Source organism: Plantactinospora solaniradicis (assembly GCF_042658085.1).
Taxonomy (GTDB): domain Bacteria; phylum Actinomycetota; class Actinomycetes; order Mycobacteriales; family Micromonosporaceae; genus Plantactinospora; species Plantactinospora solaniradicis.
In genome coordinates, this window is the sequence record NZ_JBHSPR010000060.1 from 180,774 (window position 1) to 197,886 (window position 17,113).

General features: G+C 70.8%; 19 protein-coding genes and 1 pseudogene. 11 read left to right on the forward strand and 9 right to left on the reverse strand.

What is annotated here, in order from left to right; genetic code table 11:
* Nucleotides 1–58: 58 nt before the first annotated feature.
* From ACFP2T_RS40410 to ACFP2T_RS40425, 4 genes are read right to left on the reverse strand one after another with little or no spacing between them, the layout of a single operon-like run.
* Nucleotides 59–199: a GPGG-motif small membrane protein gene (locus tag ACFP2T_RS40410; RefSeq protein WP_377431978.1), complete on the reverse strand. Its 141-nt coding sequence runs from the start codon at nucleotides 197–199 to the stop codon at nucleotides 59–61.
* 3 nt (nucleotides 200–202) lie between these two features.
* The gene (locus ACFP2T_RS40415) at nucleotides 203–976 is read right to left on the reverse strand and encodes a metallophosphoesterase family protein (protein ID WP_377431979.1); all 774 of its coding nucleotides are present in this window, start codon (nucleotides 974–976) and stop codon (nucleotides 203–205) included.
* Nucleotides 977–986: 10 nt separating this feature from the next.
* Nucleotides 987–1,265 carry a hypothetical protein gene (locus ACFP2T_RS40420; protein ID WP_377431981.1) on the reverse strand — a complete coding sequence of 93 codons (279 nt, stop codon included), beginning with the start codon at nucleotides 1,263–1,265 and terminating at the stop codon, nucleotides 987–989.
* Nucleotides 1,252–1,881: a nucleotidyltransferase family protein gene (locus ACFP2T_RS40425; protein WP_377431983.1), complete on the reverse strand. Its 630-nt coding sequence runs from the start codon at nucleotides 1,879–1,881 to the stop codon at nucleotides 1,252–1,254. Before ACFP2T_RS40425 ends, ACFP2T_RS40420 begins: the two co-directional genes overlap by 14 nt.
* A gap of 238 nt (nucleotides 1,882–2,119) precedes the next feature.
* Between ACFP2T_RS40425 and ACFP2T_RS40430 the strand changes: the two are divergent.
* A pseudogene (locus tag ACFP2T_RS40430) lies at nucleotides 2,120–2,791 on the forward strand (dTMP kinase); the annotation flags it as partial.
* Between the two features lie 196 nt (nucleotides 2,792–2,987).
* Here the strand turns inward: ACFP2T_RS40430 and ACFP2T_RS40435 are convergent.
* Nucleotides 2,988–3,698: an SDR family NAD(P)-dependent oxidoreductase gene (locus ACFP2T_RS40435; protein WP_377431985.1), complete on the reverse strand. Its 711-nt coding sequence runs from the start codon at nucleotides 3,696–3,698 to the stop codon at nucleotides 2,988–2,990.
* Nucleotides 3,699–4,090: 392 nt separating this feature from the next.
* Here ACFP2T_RS40435 and ACFP2T_RS40440 point away from each other — a divergent pair, with 392 nt between their 5' ends.
* The 5 genes from ACFP2T_RS40440 (at nucleotide 4,091) to ACFP2T_RS40460 (ending at nucleotide 9,004) form a co-directional block, all read left to right on the forward strand.
* Nucleotides 4,091–4,999 carry a MurR/RpiR family transcriptional regulator gene (locus ACFP2T_RS40440; protein ID WP_377431986.1) on the forward strand — a complete coding sequence of 303 codons (909 nt, stop codon included), beginning with the start codon at nucleotides 4,091–4,093 and terminating at the stop codon, nucleotides 4,997–4,999.
* A 161-nt stretch (nucleotides 5,000–5,160) separates the two neighbouring features.
* Nucleotides 5,161–6,231 carry an N-acetylmuramic acid 6-phosphate etherase gene (gene murQ / locus ACFP2T_RS40445; RefSeq protein WP_377431987.1) on the forward strand — a complete coding sequence of 357 codons (1,071 nt, stop codon included), beginning with the start codon at nucleotides 5,161–5,163 and terminating at the stop codon, nucleotides 6,229–6,231.
* Between the two features lie 462 nt (nucleotides 6,232–6,693).
* Entirely contained in the window at nucleotides 6,694–7,704 is a 1,011-nt protein-coding gene (locus tag ACFP2T_RS40450; protein ID WP_377431988.1) for a sigma-70 family RNA polymerase sigma factor, read from the forward strand.
* 225 nt (nucleotides 7,705–7,929) lie between these two features.
* A complete protein-coding gene (locus ACFP2T_RS40455) occupies nucleotides 7,930–8,784 on the forward strand; it encodes a helix-turn-helix domain-containing protein (protein ID WP_377431989.1) in 855 nt (284 codons plus the stop codon).
* 13 nt (nucleotides 8,785–8,797) lie between these two features.
* On the forward strand, nucleotides 8,798–9,004 hold the full coding sequence (locus ACFP2T_RS40460) for a DUF397 domain-containing protein (RefSeq protein WP_377431990.1): 207 nt from the start codon (nucleotides 8,798–8,800) through the stop codon (nucleotides 9,002–9,004).
* Nucleotides 9,005–9,024: 20 nt separating this feature from the next.
* Here ACFP2T_RS40460 and ACFP2T_RS40465 read toward each other — a convergent pair whose 3' ends face one another.
* Both ACFP2T_RS40465 and ACFP2T_RS40470 read right to left on the reverse strand, forming a co-directional pair.
* Nucleotides 9,025–10,140 (reverse strand): DUF1648 domain-containing protein, encoded by a 1,116-nt coding sequence (locus tag ACFP2T_RS40465; protein WP_377431991.1) that lies wholly within the window; start codon nucleotides 10,138–10,140, stop codon nucleotides 9,025–9,027.
* Nucleotides 10,140–10,538, reverse strand: a complete 399-nt coding sequence (locus ACFP2T_RS40470) for a GntR family transcriptional regulator (RefSeq protein WP_377431992.1) — start codon at nucleotides 10,536–10,538, stop codon at nucleotides 10,140–10,142. The genes ACFP2T_RS40465 and ACFP2T_RS40470 overlap by 1 nt, the downstream gene beginning before the upstream one ends.
* Before the next feature lie 200 nt (nucleotides 10,539–10,738).
* Between ACFP2T_RS40470 and ACFP2T_RS40475 the strand changes: the two genes are divergently transcribed.
* Genes ACFP2T_RS40475 through ACFP2T_RS40485 form a run of 3 tightly spaced genes read left to right on the forward strand, consistent with a single transcriptional unit; the run spans nucleotide 10,739 to nucleotide 12,704 of the window.
* On the forward strand, nucleotides 10,739–11,152 hold the full coding sequence (locus tag ACFP2T_RS40475; protein WP_377431994.1) for a hypothetical protein: 414 nt from the start codon (nucleotides 10,739–10,741) through the stop codon (nucleotides 11,150–11,152).
* The gene (locus ACFP2T_RS40480) at nucleotides 11,149–11,910 is read left to right on the forward strand and encodes an ABC transporter ATP-binding protein (protein WP_377431995.1); all 762 of its coding nucleotides are present in this window, start codon (nucleotides 11,149–11,151) and stop codon (nucleotides 11,908–11,910) included. The genes ACFP2T_RS40475 and ACFP2T_RS40480 overlap by 4 nt, the downstream gene beginning before the upstream one ends.
* Nucleotides 11,907–12,704, forward strand: coding sequence for an ABC transporter permease (locus ACFP2T_RS40485; RefSeq protein WP_377431996.1), 798 nt, complete (start codon nucleotides 11,907–11,909; stop codon nucleotides 12,702–12,704). The genes ACFP2T_RS40480 and ACFP2T_RS40485 overlap by 4 nt, the downstream gene beginning before the upstream one ends.
* A gap of 57 nt (nucleotides 12,705–12,761) precedes the next feature.
* On the opposite strand, the gene ACFP2T_RS40490 is transcribed toward ACFP2T_RS40485, so the two are convergent.
* Nucleotides 12,762–13,502, reverse strand: coding sequence for a hypothetical protein (locus ACFP2T_RS40490; RefSeq protein WP_377431997.1), 741 nt, complete (start codon nucleotides 13,500–13,502; stop codon nucleotides 12,762–12,764).
* 89 nt (nucleotides 13,503–13,591) lie between these two features.
* Between ACFP2T_RS40490 and alr the strand changes: the two genes are divergently transcribed.
* A complete protein-coding gene (alr, locus tag ACFP2T_RS40495) occupies nucleotides 13,592–14,770 on the forward strand; it encodes an alanine racemase (protein ID WP_377431998.1) in 1,179 nt (392 codons plus the stop codon).
* On the forward strand, nucleotides 14,763–15,800 hold the full coding sequence (locus ACFP2T_RS40500; RefSeq protein ID WP_377432000.1) for a D-alanine--D-alanine ligase family protein: 1,038 nt from the start codon (nucleotides 14,763–14,765) through the stop codon (nucleotides 15,798–15,800). The genes alr and ACFP2T_RS40500 overlap by 8 nt, the downstream gene beginning before the upstream one ends.
* Nucleotides 15,801–15,814: 14 nt before the next feature.
* On the opposite strand, the gene ACFP2T_RS40505 is transcribed toward ACFP2T_RS40500, so the two are convergent.
* Nucleotides 15,815–16,780 (reverse strand): C40 family peptidase, encoded by a 966-nt coding sequence (locus ACFP2T_RS40505; protein ID WP_377432001.1) that lies wholly within the window; start codon nucleotides 16,778–16,780, stop codon nucleotides 15,815–15,817.
* Between the last annotated feature and the right edge of the window lie 333 nt (nucleotides 16,781–17,113).

Consider the following 17,113-nt stretch of genomic DNA (forward strand, 5'->3'; position numbering starts at 1 on the left):
CCCCGGCGGGCTGTTGGGAGAGGTTGAGTTTTCTCTGAGCGCTGGTGCGGATTGCCCGCTAGAAGATGCTGACGCCGAACGGGCCGACGATCAGTCCTACGACGATGAGCACGACGCCCCAGAGGATCTGCCGCCGGAACAGTGCGAGCACGCCGGCGACCACGAGTACTACTGCGAGAATCCAGAGCAAAAAGTCCATGTCTCAGGAACTACCCGAGCCGCTGACGGCGGAAACCTTCCCGGCGGTGGCCCCCGCGTAGGGCGCATGCAGGTGAAACACGCTGTATGCCTGCTTGATCACCGGGTGGGCGACGTTGCGTACCCGGACCCCGCCCGGAGTGGTGCCCCGCTCGCTGCCCGCGTGCGCGTGCCCGTGCAGGGCCAGCTCGGTAGGCGCCGAGTCGATGGCCTGACCGAGCAGGTACGACCCGAGGAACGGATAGATCTCCGGCGGCTCGCCGGCCAGGGTGTCCGGCACCGGCGCGTAGTGGGTCAGCGCGACCCGCACGTCACAGTCCATCTCCCGTAGCGCCACGCCGAGCTGTTCGGAGATGGCGCTGGTGGTCCGGACGAAATCCTTCATCTCCGGCTCGCCGAACTCGCTGGCGCAGCGTCCGGCGAAGCCCCCGCCGAATCCCTTCGCACCGGCGATTCCCAGCCGTACGCCGGTGCAGTCCAGCACCACGTTCGTACCCTCCAGCACCAGGATCCCGGCGTCCTCCAGGACCCGGATCACCGCCGGCACCTCGTCGCAGTGATAGTCGTGGTTGCCCAGCACCGCCACCACCGGCACACCCAGGCCACCGAACTCGGTCGCCACGCACCGGGCCTCGGACTCGGTACCGTGCCGGGTCAGGTCACCGGCCAGCAGCAGCACGTCGGCGCTGTCCGGCAGCTGTTCCAGGGCCGGCCGGAATCGCCCGACCACATCCTGGTCCAGGTGGACGTCGCCGACCGCCGCGATCCGGATCACCATGTCGCCTCCCTCACCGCAACTCCTCCACCTCGGTCGGTGCCTGGGTACGGATCAGTCCGATGTCGACCGTCACCGGCACCTGCGGGAAGCGCTCCAGGACCAACCGGAGGATCTCCTCGCGTCGTTGTGCGCTCTCCACCTCGCCGCAGAGCACCACCGAATGGTCCCGGCGGGTCACCGTGATGCCCTGCTCGGCGATCTCGGTGTTCTCGGTGAGCAGGCGCTGGATCGCCGCCTCCAGATAGTCGTCCGGCGGCTCGGCGCCCGCCTCGGCATCACGCCTGGCCATCTTGCCTCCTCGCCGCACTCGCCGTCGTCATGGTCGTTACCTCCTTCTCCGCGCCGGCCGGGCCGTAGGGCACGACGTCGAGCCGGTCGAGCAGCACCAGGAAGGCCTCGGCATAGGGGGAGTGCGCCGTCTCCTTGCGTACCCGGTCCCAGTCGATCTGCTCGCGCAGCGACCGGGCGAGTGGCAGCCCCCGGGCGAAGTCGCAGTAGTGCTGCGAGAAGCTCAGCAGCTTGTGCACCATCAGGTGGGTGGCGGAGAGCACCGGCATGTGGATGGCGTCGACCGGCCGGACAACCGTGTCCCGGAAGGTCTCGTCGGTCACCGGCGTCTCGATCGGCCGGTGGATCAGGTCCACCAACCGGTCGTGGTCCCAGACCTTGACGAGCCAGTCCTCCGGCGGGCGCTCGGCGGTGAAGCCGGCCTCGACCAACGCCTCCAGGGCGCGCTCGGTGTCCTGCTCCCGGATGAGGAAGTCCACGTCGTGGTCGCTGGAGTGGCCGCCGTGGGCGTAGACGGCGAAGCTGCCGCCCAGCGCGAACGGAATCTCGGACTGCTTGAGGACGGCGGCGACCCGTTTGAGGGTGGCAAGGAGGGTCTCGTCGCCTCGGTGATCCATCGGGTCTCCCGTGTCGGTGGTTATCGGGCATCTGGTCGGTGGGGTGGAGATTTACCGGTACCCGGCACTTCGTTCGTTCACACCTGGCCGGGGCCCGGAGGTGGGGGCACGGGGCGGAACCGGACATCCTGGCCGTTCCCGCTCGACGGTCTGACCTGGGCGAAAGGCTCGGCATCGCGGCGGAAAGGGGCGTGCGGACGGCTTTGTCGGGCCGGAGGGCTGCGCCCGCCAGGTACCGTTGCTGAGCGTGGCCCCAACTCTGCAGGAGCGGCATGGCGGGGGACGGCTGCGGTCCGTGGCCCTGGTCGGGATCGACGGTTCGGGCAAGACCACTCAGGCGCACCGGTTGGCGGACGCGCTGACCTCGGCCGGCGTGCCGGCCACGTACTGGCAGAATGCCGGCGGGCGACGCTGGTTCAGCCGGTTGGCGCGCAAGCTGGGCCGACGGGACGCGCAGCGGCTGTTGGGACGCGACGGGATGCTCTTCGCCGAGTCGGCGCTGCGCTGGCTGGCCATCGCGCGGGCCCTGCTCCGCTCCCGGCTGCGTTCGCGGGTCGCCGTGATGGACCGGTACGCCGTCTGCCAGTACGCCAGCATCCGGGCGCACGGCGGCGGGCGGCGCTGGGAAGGGCTGGCCCGGGTGCTCTACCGGCTCTTTCCTCCGCCAGATGTCACGTTTCTGCTCGCGGTGGAGCCGGGTGAGGCGTACCGGCGGATCGAGGCCCGGGGCACCGACCACGAGAACATCGACTTCCTGGCCGCCGGGGTGGCGGCGTACCGCTCGTTGCCGGAGTTCGCCGGGTTCGTGGTCGTCGACGCCAACCGCAGCCCGGACGAGGTCACCCGGGCGATCCAGGCCGGATTGCGGGACTGGATCCCGTCCGGGGGCACCCCGCCGGTTCCGGCGCCGGCCCGGTGTCCCACCTCCGGCCGGCCGGACGAGGCCCAGAGCGACCCCGCCGGCCCGCCCCAGCAGGACCAGGCGGGCCCGTCGGACCCGGTCGGCACCCCGGACCCGGTCGGCACTCCGGACCCGGTCGGCACCCCGGACCCGGTCACCGGCTCGTCCGAGCGGGCCGAGGCCCGGACACGAGACGCGGTGACGGTCAGGCCCGCCCGTACACCGGTATGGTCGCGCCGCTCGTCGGCGCCGACTCGTCGCTGGCCAGAAAGCGGACCACCGCGGCAATCTCCGCCGGTGCCACCCAACGCGAGTGATCCGCGTTGGGCTGTGCCGCCCGGTTGGCCGGCGTGTCGATGACGCTCGGAACGACCGTGTTGCACCGGACCCCCGACTGCCGGTACTCGACGGCGACCGCCGAGGCGAAGGCGAGGACCGCCGCCTTTGCCGTGACGTAGCCGGCGGCACCCGGGAACGGCGCGAGTGCCGCCCGGGACGAGACGCAGACCACCGCACCGCCGTCCGCCTCGACCAGGTACGGCAACGCGTTCCGGGTGACCAGGTACGTCGGGCGCAGATTGACGGCGAGCATGTTCTCGAAGTCGGCGACCGGGGTCTCGTGTACCCGGCCGCCGGCCGCGTACCCGCCGGCCAGGTTGACCACGGCCCGCAGCGGGGCGTCGGCGTCCTGCCCGGCGACGTCGACCACCCTGGCCACCTGCTCCGGATCGGTGATATCCGCCGCCACCCGGAGCACCGCGTCGCCGGCCGGCGTCCCGCCGGACGTCGAGCCGAGGTCGGCACCGCCGGGCCGGACGGGTAGGACCACCCGCCAGCCGGCGGCGACGAACGCGGCGGTCACCGCGCCGCCCAGGCCGCCGAGGCCGCCGGTGATGAGCACACTGCGATCCGCCATGGCTCACACGCTATCGGCACCGGCGGCTCCGCCGGGCGGCAACGCCACCCGCCGTGCCGGAGGCAGCCGCGACGGGTGCCTCCGCCGGGGCCAACGTGGACGGTCAGCGCTTCGCGGGGTGGCCGGGCCTGACGTCGCGGGGCGCCGGGTGACCGGCTCGGGACAGTGGGTGACGGTGGTAGAGTCGGCTTGGGCAGACCTATCGATGGATGACGATTCACCCGCTCGCCGTCCGGTCCGGCGTCTCGGCGTCCCCGCCGAGACGAACGTGTCGCGGGAATGACACGCTTGGCTGGGCTGACCGGCCGCAATATCCCACCGGTTGGGCGTACTTTCGCAGGTGTAGCGCGTCACGGTTGACGCTCCCGCCTCCGTGAAAGTAAGTTTCATCCGTGGTGAAGACTGCGAAGGTTTCTGCGAGTCACGAGACGGCTGGGCTGATTGTCCATATCAGCGGCCTGCTGCCGTCGTTGTCGCCCGCCGAACAACGGGTGGCGAGACTCGTCGTGGCGGATCCCGCCGATGCCGCTCGCCGTACGATCACCGATCTGGCGACGGCGGCCGAGACGTCCGAGGCCACCGTCATCCGGTTCTGCCGTTCGGTCGGCATGGACGGCTACCCCCAACTGCGTATCCGGCTCGCGGCCGAGGCCGCCCGCCGGGTCGAGCCACCGGACGCCCGGGTCGTCGGCGGTGACATCCCGCCCGGCGCCGACCTGGCACAGATCATCGCGACCATCGCGTTCAGCGACGCGCGCGCGGTCGAGGAGACGGCCGAGCAGCTCGACCCCGCCGTCTGCGAGCAGGTGGTCGAGGCGATCAACGGAGCCAGCCGGATCGACATCTACGGTGCCGCGGCGAGTGGCTTCGTCGCCTCCGACTTCCAGCAGAAACTCCACCGGATCGGCCGGACCGCGTTCTACTTCCCGGACGTGCACGTCGCGCTGACCTCGGCCGCCCTGCTCGGCAAGGGCGACGTCGCGGTGGGCATCTCGCACACCGGCACGACGCTGGACGCCGTGGAGGTGCTGGAGCAGGCGCGGGCGCGCGGGGCGACCACGGTCGCGCTGACCAACTTCCCACGTTCCCCGATCACCGAGGTCGCGGACTTCGTGCTCACCACGGCGGCCCGGGAGACGACGTACCGGTCCGGGGCGATGGCCAGCCGCCTCGCCCAGTTGACGGTGGTCGACTGCCTCTTCGTCGGGGTCGCGGCCCGCAACCGGGCCAGGGCGAAGAAGGCACTCGAAGTCACCGCCGAGGCGGTGCAGCCGCACCGGGTCAAGGGGCGGCGGTCATGACCGGACGGAGCGGAGCAGGGGAATGAGCGGGCGGACCGGCCGGCTCGGCGCGGCGATGCCGCAAGCGGTGGCCGAGCGGAGCCACGGGTGCATGAGCAGGCGGAGTGGGGCGGGGGCATGAACGAGTGGCTCGGCGGTTGTCGACGCGGTGGGGGGCGGACATGACGGCCGGACGGGTCGAGCCCGGTGCGCCACCCGCCACCCCGCGTCCGGATGTCGACGCGGGGTCGCCTTACCCGGGTGCCGAGCCGGCCTACCGGCCGGACGACGCAGGCCAGCAGCCGGTGCCGGCGACCGGCTATCCGGGCGGCCGTGACCAGGGCACGCGTGCCGTGGTACGGGTCAGTTCGCCGACCGAGCGGCGTAACCCGCGCAGTTCGGACCTGGACCTAATGTCCACCCGGGACGTCCTGAAGGCGATCAACGACGATGACCGACGGGTTCCCGCCGCCGTCGCCACGGTGCTCGACGAGATCGCCGTCGCGGTCGAGTTGGCGGTGACGGCGTTGCGCGCCGGAGGTCGGGTGCACTACTTCGGCGCGGGCACCTCGGGACGACTGGGCGTGCTCGACGCCGCCGAACTGGCCCCCACCTTCAACGCGCCGGACCGCTGGTTCTGCGCCCACATCGCCGGTGGGCCGGAGGCGATGTGGCGGGCCGTCGAGGACGCCGAGGACGACGAGGCCGGCGGTGCCGCGGAGGCACGCGAGTGCGTACGGGCCGGGGACCTGGTGGTCGGACTGGCCGCCAGCGGGCGGACGCCGTACGTGCTGGGCGCGCTCCGAGCCGCAACCGACGTGGGCGCGGATACCGTGCTGTTCTGCGCCGATCCGGACGCCGCGGCGGGCCGGTCGGTCACCGTCTTCATCGGGGTGGACACCGGACCCGAGGTGGTTACCGGCTCCACGCGGATGAAGGCCGCGACGGCCCAGAAACTGGTGCTCAACGGGTTTTCCACGGCCGTGATGGTGCGGCTCGGGCGGGTCTACTCAAACCTGATGATCGACATGGTGGCCACCAATGCGAAGTTGCGGGGCCGAATGATCTCGATTCTGATGGAAGCGACCGGTTGCGCCGAGGACGTCGCCCAGCGGGCGTTGACCGAGGCCGACGGCGACCTGAAGGCAGCCCTGGTGTCGTTGCTGTCCGGTGCGGCCGTCGCGGACGCCAGGGCGGCGCTGGACCGCTCGGCCAACCAGGTCCGGGGCGCGATCGCGCTGCTCGCCAGCTGAGAGCCGGCTCAGGTTCGGCCACTGCCGCCAACACCCGTCCGGAGCGTCCCGACGGAGATCGTTTCGCCCTTTCCGGGTGCGGGGACTTTATGTCGGCTGCGGATTGTTACCCAGGCGGACGGGGTATCCCGCAAGTGGCGACGGGATGAACCGACTCGGCGTGTCGTGCGTGTATCGCAGCGTGACGAGAATCGCAGCAACCCAGTGACCTGGATCGCTGTGTGTCGTTCTGTCGTGATGGTGCGATAGCCGGTGGACAGCCGACGCAGGCCCAGTAGCTGCGGCGCCGCCGGCTCGCAGACGCCCCGATACGGACGACTGACAGCAAACGTCGATCGTGCTTTCAGCAACTACTCAGGCATTCGTGACACTTTCGACCCACGAGATGGAATCCCCAACGCGTCTCAACTGTTGTGTAGGTGTCAGCACCGCGGCGCACAGCGGAAGTTACGGGGAGGGCTGATGAACGTGGGGATGGCAAGAGCAGGAACCCGGGCCACCGGGAGGAACGACGAGGGGACCGTGGGGAACGTGGAGAAGAAGATCGTGATGCGAACCGACGAGGTCGCCGAGGAGCGCGACCTGGTCGGCGTATACCTGCACGAGATCTCCCGCACGCCGCTGCTCGACGCCGCCGCGGAGGTCGACCTCTCCAAAGCCATCGAGGCAGGCCTCTACGCCGAACATCTCATCGACGAGGACAAGCTGCCGGTGGGCGTCAGCCACGCGGAGCTTGAGCGGCTGGTGGTCGAGGGCGAGCGGGCCAAGGACCTGTTCATCCGGGCGAACCTCCGGCTGGTGGTATCGATCGCCCGCCGGTACGTCCGGTCCGGCATGCCGATGCTCGACCTGATCCAGGAGGGCAACACCGGCCTGGTCCGGGCGGTCGAGAAGTTCGACTACGAGCGCGGCTACAAGTTCTCGACGTACGCCACCTGGTGGATCCGGCAGGCGATCAGCCGGGCGATCGCCCAGCAGGAGCGGACCGTACGGCTGCCGGTGCACCTGGTCGAAGACGTCAACCGGATGCGCAACGTGGCCCGCCAGCTCACCCGGGAACTGGGTTCCGACCCGGAGCCGGAGCAGATCGCGGCGGCGTTGGGCGTACCGGTGGAGCGGGTCCACGAACTGGTCCGCTGGTCGCAGGACACGGTGTCGCTGGACACCCCGGTCGGGGACGACGGGGACACCAAGCTCGGCGACCTGGTTGCCGACAGCGACGCGCCGTCGCCCGAGGAGATCGTGCTGACCGGCCTGGAGCGGCAGCGCATCGAGGGGCTGCTCAACCACCTCGACGACCGGTCGGCCGGGATCATGCGGGCCCGGTACGGCCTGGAGGACGGTCGGGAGCACTCGCTGACCGAGGTGGCGTCCCGGTTCTCGCTCTCCCGGGAGCGGATCCGACAGTTGGAGATCCAGGCCCTGGGCCGGCTGCGTGAGCTCGCCCGAGCCGAAGGACTGGCGGCAGCCTGACAGCCGCGCCTCGTGGCCTCCTGCCCCCCTTGGAAGGGGCGTAGGGGGCCACGAGCTTTCTGATCGACCCGGTAGTGGCCGGCGCCCCCCGAACGGGGACGCCGGCCACTACCGTCTTCCGCTGGCTCCTCCTGCGGTGACGCTGGCTATGGTGGGCCGGTCGCCGGGACCGTCGACCCGGTGGCACGGGTTCACCCGTGCGCGAGCGGCCCTGGGGAGGGTTCTGTGCCGATCAGTCCGACCGCCCGGCGTCGCCGGCTCGGCATCGAGCTGCGCCGGCTGCGGGAGCGGGAGCAGCTCACCCTCCTCCAGGTGGCGCAGCGGATGAAGTGCTCCGATGCCAAGATCTCCCGGATCGAGGCTGGCAAGCACTCGACCCAACCCCGGGACGTGCTCGGGTTGCTCGACATCTACGGCGTGGCCGACGAGCGCACCCGCGAGGTGCTGGCGACGCTGGCCAAGCAGTCGACCCAGCGCGGCTGGTGGGTCACCTACGGTGGTGCGATTCCGGACTGGTTCGAGGTCTACGTCGGACTGGAGTCCGAGGCGACCGAGATCCGTACCGCCGAGACCCATCTGGTGCCGGGCCTGTTGCAGACGGAGGCGTACGCCGCCGCGTTGATCCGGGCCACCCAGCCGCTCGCCCCGGCCGAGGAACTGACCCGGCAGGTCGAACTCCGGCTGGCCCGGCAACGCCGGCTCACCGAACACGGCCCGGTACGCCTGCGGGTGGTCCTCGGCGAGGCCGTGCTGCGTTGCCGGGTCGGTGATGGCAGCACGATGCGGGAGCAACTCGGCTACCTCGCGACGCTGGCCGAGCGGTCGAACGTCGAGCTGCGGGTGGTGCGGTTCACCAGCCCGGCGTACACGGCTTTCGGGCGGCCGTTCGTGCTGCTCGGCTTCACCGAGCCCACCGACCCGGGGCTGGTGTACACCGAACACCGCACCGGCGCGCTCTACATCGACGAGCCGGCCCAGATCGCCTCCTTCGCGCTTGCTTTCGACCACCTGGTTGCGGCAGCGTTGTCGCGGAAAGAATCGGCGCGGCTGCTCAGAGAGACGGCGGCCTCCTGGAAGTGAGGGACCGGGCGGGATGTTGCCGGAAGAAAGTGCGCCGATCTGGCGGAAGAGCAGTCACTCCGGTGGCGAGGGAGGCAACTGCGTCGAGGTGGCCCGGCTCGCCTCCGGAGTCGGGGTACGCGACTCGAAGGACGAGGCCGGGGCCGTGCTCCGGTTCGTCCCGAACGCCTGGGCGACCTTTCTCGCGGACCTCGGACCCGATGCCCGGCAGCGGATCTGACCGGCCGGATGCCGGCGCCGTCAGGGGGAGAGGACCGCGCCGACGGCCACCAGGGCCAACACGCCCGCCACGATGGCGATGCTCCGGGGGTTACCGAGGTTCAGCGTCCAGCCGATGCCGACGCGCTTCTGGACCAGGATCGCCGGGTCGTCGCGGTTGACGTAGCAGAAGCCGGCGACCCGCCAGTGCCGGTCGTCGTCGGTGTGCGCGGTGCCCGGCCGTTCCGCCGTCTGGTCCCGGTCGGCCGCGATCCGGCTGCCACCCTGGCCGGTACGCACCGACACGACGACCACGTAGGCCGCGCCGAGCAGGGAGAACAGGATCAGGCCGGCGGTCGCCCAGGGCCCCGGCACCCGGCCCTGCCAGGCCGGCACCACGGCGAACAGGACCGTGGCGTTCATGCAGGCGGCCAGCACCAGCAGGGCGCGGGAGATGCGGCGGAGGAAGAGCCGGTGCTGTGTCGCCGACCGCTTCGGCGCCGAGGGTTCCAGCTCGGCCCGGGACCGGAACGACCAGGCGAGCAGACCGATCAGCAGCGCCGTGGTGAAGAGTTCGATCCCGACCGGTAGCGCGATCACCCACGGCGACTTCGCCTGCCACGCCTCCACGGTCGATCCGTTCGTCCGCATCGGCACCTTCGCCGGCATGTCCGGGTAGAGGGCGATTCCGACGGCGAGCGTGACGAGTGGGGTCAGCATGGCCGGCACCGCCCACCTCCAGGGCAGCCGTTCGGGTCCGGTACGCAGCGAGGTGTCCACGGCGACCCGCTGGGCGACGCCGCTGTACCAGCCGTCGTCGGCCTTCACCCGCAGGATCGCCCGGCGGGCCCGCAGGTAGAACGCCGCGATCAGGAGCAGCAGCGCCCCCGTCGGTGCGGAGCTGACGAGCGCCACGGTGGTTTCGTCGCCGGTGCCCACGGTGGTGGCGAGGACGAGAGCGGCGAGCAGGCCGAGCAGTCCGCTCACCGTGATCTGGGCCCGGAAGGCGCGGGTCCGTCCGAGGATCGCGGCGTCTCCGGCCCGCTGGGCGGGCACCCGAACGCCGAACGGCAACGTCGGTCGCTGGATCGAGGGCATCACCCAGGCGGAGACGGCGACCATCAGCAGACCCATGATCGGTCCAGCGGCTGCCACCATCACGAGTCCTCCTGCCTCTCGCCGAACGTCTCGAGGACCTTGCGGCAGATGTCGAGCACTTCTTCCCGGCTCAGGCCGTGGGCGGTGGCCTCGGCGAGCAGTGTCGTGGCCCGGCCGGTCCACTCCTCGACGAACTCCGGAGCCGGTGGTCCCGAGTTGCCGTCCCGAAGCACGACCGCGCCGGACTTGCGGTTGATCCGGAGCAGTCGCTGTTGGCGTAGCAGGTCGTAGCCCTTGTTGACGGTGTGGAAGTTGATGCCGAAGTCGGTGGCCAGGGCACGGGTGGAGGGCAGCGGACTGCCCTCGCGTAGCACTCCGGTGGCGATCGCCTCCACCACGCGATCCCGAAGCTGCTGGTAGATCGGGACCTCGCTGTTCGGGTCCACCTCGATTATCACGTCGGCCGCTCCTCCGCCTGTTCCACAAGTTATAGAACAGATGGGGCTGATTCGGCAAGCTGGCGCTTGATCGGCTCGCCATCGGTTCGGCCATCTGCTATACAACTTATAGAACAGATGGCCGGGCGCGGATTCGCGACCCGGACGCGGGACGTCGGGGAGCGCGACCGCGCACCACCGAGGCGGACGTAGGGAAGCTGATGGCAACGATGAGGATCTCCAACGAGGCACTGACCTTCGACTTCCAGGGCATGGAACGGCTCTGGCTCGGCCGTCGGGCGCTGACCGTGCCGTTGCGGTCCGTGCGCCAGGTCGCGTACGCGGACCGACCGCTGCGACTGGCCCGTGGCCCGCGCCGGGGGTACGTGGTCAGCGGGATTGCCAAGATCGGTGTCTGGGGTCTGCTGGCCCGCCCCCGCCAGTTGGTGTACGCCCGGCGCGGCGTTCCCGGACTGCACCTGCGGCTGGACCGCGCCGCCGTGGACGGCAGGTTCGACGAGGTCGTCTTCTCGACCCCCGATGCGGCGGGCCTGGCCCGGGTCATCGCGCAGAGCATCGGCGCGACCGGGCAGAGCGACACCGGGTCGGGACCGAAGGCGGGAGAGCGGGCATGACCGGCGAGCGGTTGTCGATCGAGGTGTCCCACCTGACCAAGCGGTTCGACACGGTCACCGCCGTCCAGGATCTGAGCTTCACCATCCGGCCGGGTGCCATCACCGGCTTTCTCGGGCCCAACGGGGCGGGCAAGACGACCACGATGCGGATGATCCTCGGGCTGGTCACCCCGACCTCGGGCAGCGCGAGGATCGGCGGCCGGCGCTATCGTGACCTTGCCCGGCCCTCCGGTACGGTCGGCGCCGTCTTCGACGCCTCCGCCTTCCACCCCGGCCACACGGCCCGGAACCACCTGCGGACGTACGCCGCCATGGGTGGCTATCCGGACGGCCGGGTCGAGCAGGTGCTCCAGCTGCTCGACCTGAGCCGCGTGGCGCACCGCAGGACGAGGACGTTCTCGACCGGGATGCGCCAGCGACTCAATCTCGCCACCGCGCTGCTCGGCGATCCCCGGGTGCTGCTGCTCGACGAGCCGGGCAACGGTCTCGACCCGGAGGGCATCGCCTGGCTGCGTGACTTCCTGCGGGAACTGGCCCGACAGGGGCGCACCATCCTCATCTCCAGTCACGTGCTCAGCGAGGTACAGCAGATCGTGGACGACGTTGTGGTGATCCGGGACGGCCGGAAGGTGATCGCCGGTCGGCTCACCGAACTGGTCGGCGAGGCCGCGAGTCTGGAACAACTCTTCCTCCGGCTCACCACCGACAGGCCGACCGCTGACAGGCCGACCGCCGACCGTACGGAGGGTGCGCGATGATCCGCTTGATCAGGGCCGAGTTCCGTCGGCTGCTGACCGCCCGGCTCTGGCCGGTGGCGTTGTTGATCGCCGTGGCGTGCGGGGGCGGCCTGATCGGCCTGCTGACCCTGCTCGGCCCGGAGAACTTCGATCCGCCCATGCCGGGACTCGACACCGAGGCCGGGGTACGGGCCATCCTCGGCATGGTCGGGTACACCATGTTCATCCCGGCGGTGCTCGGCACGCTGGCGGTCACCGCCGAGTACCGGCACCGGACGATCAACTTCACCTTCCTGTTCGCGCCCCGGCGCTGGCAGGTGCTGCTGTCGAAACTGGTCACCTACGGCCTCGCTGGCGTGGTGTACGGCCTGGCGCTCACCGGATCCGGCGCGGTGGCGTTCTTCCTCGGTGCGGCGGCCCAGGGCATCACTCCCGGCCTGTCGACCGGGCTGATCCTGGAACTGTTCGCCAGGCTGGCCGTCAACATGGCGGTGTACACCCTGATCGGTGTCGGGATCGGTGCGTTGATCCGTAACCAGGTGGCGGCGCTCGCCGTGGTCGGCGGCTACTTCTACCTGCTCGAACCGCTGCTGGCGATCATCCCCGGAGTGAGTCGGCTCTACCCGTTCCTGCCCGCCGGAGCGACCGCCTCGCTGACCGGATTCAGTTACGTCGTCGACGCGGCGGCCGAGGGACTCGGCACCACACCGGTCCAACTGATGTCACCGGTGGGCGGAGGGCTGCTGCTCACCGGCTACGCCGCTGTCGCCGCGGTGCTCGCGATCGCCGTACCGATGCGCCGCGACGTCACCTGAACCGGCCCGTCCTGCCGCTGGCGGGACGGTGGCACGGGGCTCTGCGCGAGTCGAGGCTCAGCCGTCGAACCGGGCGACCAGATCGCCCAGTTTCGCCGACGGCTGGGTCTCGCAGAGCTGGTCCACCGCCGTCATCACCAGCGGGCTGTCCACCCCGGAGATCCCCTTGGCCAGCCCGATCTGCCGGATCGCCGCCACCCGCTCCTCCGGTGGCGCCTGCCGGTACTCCTCGCAACCGGAGTCGGCGGTCAGCCCGCCGGCACCGTCCAGGCCGTCGACGACGGTCCAGGCGACGATGGCGCCGAGCAGCAGGAGGACGACCACCGCGGCGACCCCGACCCAGGGGCCGTACCGGCGCGGCCGTCTGCCGTCCGACCGGTCGGCACCGGCCCGAGCGGCCTCGCCGGCCCGCGACGGCGCCGCGTCGGGACTCTGCGGGGCGGCGGTCGGTGGCGACGGTGCGGCGGTCGGCGGGGTCACTTCGGCGGCCGGAGCGGTCACCGGGGTCCCGGCGGGCAGCACCCCGAGCGCGGCGGACAGTTCCTCGGCGTACCTCGGGTCCTCGGTCGCCGCGGTGGCGAGCAGGCGTCTCACCAGTGAGTCGTTCCGGGGGTTCCGGACCAGTTCGGCCAGCGCGTCCTGTTCGCCGAGCGTAAGCAGCCGGTCCGCCACCAGCTCGTAGAGCCGCCGGATCGGCGTACCCGGTGCCGCGTCGTCCGACGCGGCCACCTCGGGCAACCGTGGGGTGAGGCGGTCGAGCACCACAGCGGCCAGTTCCCTGGACTCCGACGGGGTCATCCCGGCAGGTTAGCCGTTCCCGGTGGTTCCATCGTTCCCGCACCCCAGCTTCACGGAATCCGCACAGGTTCCTTCTAGGCTCACCCAACGTGATCGATCTCGGGGGAGGAACGGACCCGCCGCCGTTGGCCGAGGCGGTTGTCGATCTTGATGCGGTCGCGCACAACATCCGGGTACTCAGCGGTTTGACCGGCGCGGATCTGCTGGCGGTGGTCAAGGCGGACGCGTTCGGGCACGGGTTCCTGCCGGTGGCGCGTACCGCGCTGACCGCAGGGGCCCGTTGGCTGGGAGTGACCTCCCGGACCGAGGCGCTGGCGCTGCGCGCCGCCGGGATCAGCGCGCCGGTACTGAGCTGGCTGCACGCCGAGGACGAGGACTTCGCGCCGGTCGTCGCGGCCGGGATCGACCTCTCGGCGGCCTCCACCGGACATCTGCGGGGGATCGCCACCGGGGCCGGCCGGGCCGGAGCGCGGGCCGACGTACACCTCAAGGTGGACACCGGGCTGTCCCGCAACGGCGCGACCGACGATGACTGGCCCGAGCTGGTACACCTGGCCCGGCGCTTCGAGGCCGCCGGGCGGATCCGGGTCCGGGGCATCTGGTCCCACCTGGCCGGCGGGGAACTGGCCGGCGATCCTCGGGACACGGCCGCGCTGCGACGGTTCGGCCGGGCGCTGGCGTCGGCCCGGGCCGCCGGGCTGAGCCCCGACGTGGTGCACCTGGCGAACTCGGCCGGGCTGGTCGGCCTGCCCCAGACGCACTTCGACCTGGTCCGGGTCGGCATCGCCCTGTACGGGTCGGAGCCGCTGCCGGACCGCGTCGCCGGACTCCGGCCGGCGATGACCCTACGGTCCCGGGTCATCCTGACCAAGCAGGTGCCGGCCGGCACCGGAATCTCCTACGGCCATGACTACACGGCCGCCACCCGGACCACGCTGGCGCTGGTGCCGATCGGGTACGCCGACGGGATTCCCCGGGCCACCGCGGGGCAGGCGGAGGTCTGGATCGGCGGTCGGCGGTGCCCGGTCGCCGGTCGGGTGACCATGGACCAGATCGTCGTCGACGTCGGTGACCTGCCGGTACGGACCGGCGACGAGGTGCTGCTGTTCGGCTGCGGTGACCGGGGCGAGCCGACCGTCGCCGACTGGGCGCGGTGGGCCGGAACGAACCCCCACGAGATCTTCACCGGCATCGGCGCCCGGGTGGCCCGGCGGTACCTGCCGGTGCGATCCGAGCGGCACAGCGGACGGGAGCGGGTAAATGTCTGATTCACCGATCAGGGTGGCGGTGATCTCCGGCGGTCGCAGCGGCGAGCACCAGGTGTCCCGCCGGTCCGCGTCGAGCGTGCTGGCGAACCTGGATCCGGCCCGCTACCGGCCGGAGCCGGTTCTCATCACCAGGACGGGGCAGTGGGTCTTCGGCACCGACGCGCCGGTCAGTGTCTTCGAGGCGGTGGACCGGCTCCGTACGGTGGACGTGATCTTTCCGACCCTGCACGGCCCGTACGGCGAGGACGGGACGCTCCAGTCCGTACTGGAACTGACCGGCGTGCCGTACGTCGGCAACGGCGTACTGGCCAGTGCCGCCGGGATGGACAAGGAGTTCACCAAGAAGCTGCTCGCCGCCGAGGGCGTACCGGTGGCCGACGCCGTGGTGTCGCGGCCGACCGACCCGGACGGCGTACCGGCCGAGGCGGATCTGCACCGGCTGGGCCTGCCGGTGTTCGTGAAGCCCGCGCGGGCCGGCTCCAGCCTCGGCGTCACCCGGGTGACGCGCTGGGAGGACCTGCCGGCCGCGCTGGAGTGGGCTCGGGCGAGCGACCCGAAGGTGCTGGTCGAGGAGGCGGTGCCCGGCCGGGAGATCGACCTGGCGGTGCTCGAACATCCCGACGGCCGGCTCAGCGTCGGCCCGCCGCTGGAGATCAAGGTCGCCGGTGAACGCTCGTTTTTCGACTTCGACGCCAAGTACGACGATCCCGACACGGTCTTCGAGATCCCGGCCCGGCTGGACCGGGCCGTCGCGGCCGAGTTGGCCGATCTCGCGGTACGGGCGTTCCGGGCGCTCGGCTGTGCCGGGCTGGCCCGGATCGACTTCTTCCTCCGGGACGGCGTGACGCCGGTGCTCAACGAGATCAACACGTTTCCGGGCTTCACCCCGGTCTCGCAGTACCCACGGATCTGGCAGGTCGCCGGGTTGGACTATCCGGAACTGCTGGACGTCCTGGTGGCCAACGCACTCGCCCGCCGGACCGAGTGGTCCGGCGGGCGAGGGGCGGGTGTCGGCGCGACGACCCGGTAGGCCAGGCTGGGCGACTAGCGGACCCGGCCGTACCCGTACGGGGTCATCACGTCCACACTGACAATCTTGACGGGTTCGCCGGCCCGTGAGGCGTGGATTATCTTGCCACCACCCACGAAGAGGCCGACATGGCCGAGGCTCCGGTAGAAGACGAGGTCGCCGGGTTTCAGCGAACCCCGGCTGATGTGCGCGACCTTGTCCCACTGCATGGCGGCGTTGTGTGGCAGTGACTTGCCGGCTGCTGCCCACGCGGCCAGGGTGAGGCCGGAGCAGTCGTAACCGTTCGGTCCCTCGGCCGCGTACACGTACGGCTTGCCGATCGCGTTGTACGCGTACCGGACGGCGACACCGGCCTTTCCGGACACTGCCGGGATGTTGCCGCTGTACTTGCTGCCCGTCGAGGTCTCCGAGCCGTACGCCGCACGGCGCATCTGGTAGAGCTTGGCCAGTTCGCCCTCGATCCGCTTCTTTCCGGCGGCCACCTGCTTCGCCTGGGCGGTCTGCCGGGCCAGCGTGGCGTCGAGTCGGGCCTTTTCGTCGAGGTACTGACGCTGTGTCGCGTCGAACCCGGCGATCTGCCGATCACGATCGCGGGCCAACTGTTCGAGTGCGCTGAGCCGGTTGACCAGACTGCTGCTGTCGCCCCGGCCGAGCAGCACGTTCGCCGCGGTCAACCCACCACCGGTCTTGTACGCCCGGCTGGCGAGTTCGGCCGCCTCCGCGCGGGCCTGCCCTGCCTGCTGTTCCAGCGGCCCGAGCCGGGCACTGAGGGTGGCGACGGCGGCCTTGCTGTCTTTGATCTCCTCGTTGAGCTTGTTGTACGACTCGACGACCTTTTCCAACTCGGTCGAGGCCTTGTTGATCTGCTGCGTGAGTTCGCTGGCCGAAGGCTCGGCCCGAGCCGCCGACATCGGGGCGACGAGCGCCGCCGAGAGGCCGGCCACGACGAGGGTCCGCAGCAGGATCCGCACCGAAGACAACGTGTGCAGAGCCCTTCTTTCGTAACGCCGCCGCGTACCGCGCAGCCCACGACGACACCGACCGGCGCCACCCGGAGGGGATGACTGACGACCAAGCCGGCGGATTCAACGTAGCCCGGAGCGGGGATTACCGACAGTGGCCGGGGGGCGATGTGCGTCAGTAGCGAGCGATAGCCCTAATGTCGAGATCACAGCGTGTGTCGAGGATGGATCGAAGCGTGATCTTCGCTGACCGGATGGGCATGATCGAGATCATGTCTGGCGCTTCGCCCCTTTGGTCGGTCTTGGCGGATAGCTGCCTGAGTCGACAGTGGGCAAACCGCCATGAGACCG

What these genes read in the sequence shown, in the direction of transcription:
- ACFP2T_RS40410 (WP_377431978.1), bottom strand. Translation starts at nt 199, where the DNA reads ATGGACTTTTTGCTCTGGATTCTCGCAGTAGTACTCGTGGTCGCCGGC.
- ACFP2T_RS40415 (WP_377431979.1), bottom strand. Translation starts at nt 976, where the DNA reads ATGGTGATCCGGATCGCGGCGGTCGGCGACGTCCACCTGGACCAGGAT.
- ACFP2T_RS40420 (WP_377431981.1), bottom strand. Translation starts at nt 1,265, where the DNA reads ATGGCCAGGCGTGATGCCGAGGCGGGCGCCGAGCCGCCGGACGACTAT.
- ACFP2T_RS40425 (WP_377431983.1), bottom strand. Translation starts at nt 1,881, where the DNA reads ATGGATCACCGAGGCGACGAGACCCTCCTTGCCACCCTCAAACGGGTC.
- ACFP2T_RS40435 (WP_377431985.1), bottom strand. Translation starts at nt 3,698, where the DNA reads ATGGCGGATCGCAGTGTGCTCATCACCGGCGGCCTCGGCGGCCTGGGC.
- murQ (WP_377431987.1), top strand. Translation starts at nt 5,161, where the DNA reads ATGACGGCCGGACGGGTCGAGCCCGGTGCGCCACCCGCCACCCCGCGT.
- ACFP2T_RS40450 (WP_377431988.1), top strand. Translation starts at nt 6,694, where the DNA reads ATGAACGTGGGGATGGCAAGAGCAGGAACCCGGGCCACCGGGAGGAAC.
- ACFP2T_RS40460 (WP_377431990.1), top strand. Translation starts at nt 8,798, where the DNA reads ATGTTGCCGGAAGAAAGTGCGCCGATCTGGCGGAAGAGCAGTCACTCC.
- ACFP2T_RS40465 (WP_377431991.1), bottom strand. Translation starts at nt 10,140, where the DNA reads ATGGTGGCAGCCGCTGGACCGATCATGGGTCTGCTGATGGTCGCCGTC.
- ACFP2T_RS40475 (WP_377431994.1), top strand. Translation starts at nt 10,739, where the DNA reads ATGGCAACGATGAGGATCTCCAACGAGGCACTGACCTTCGACTTCCAG.
- ACFP2T_RS40480 (WP_377431995.1), top strand. Translation starts at nt 11,149, where the DNA reads ATGACCGGCGAGCGGTTGTCGATCGAGGTGTCCCACCTGACCAAGCGG.
- ACFP2T_RS40485 (WP_377431996.1), top strand. Translation starts at nt 11,907, where the DNA reads ATGATCCGCTTGATCAGGGCCGAGTTCCGTCGGCTGCTGACCGCCCGG.
- ACFP2T_RS40490 (WP_377431997.1), bottom strand. Translation starts at nt 13,502, where the DNA reads ATGACCCCGTCGGAGTCCAGGGAACTGGCCGCTGTGGTGCTCGACCGC.
- ACFP2T_RS40500 (WP_377432000.1), top strand. Translation starts at nt 14,763, where the DNA reads ATGTCTGATTCACCGATCAGGGTGGCGGTGATCTCCGGCGGTCGCAGC.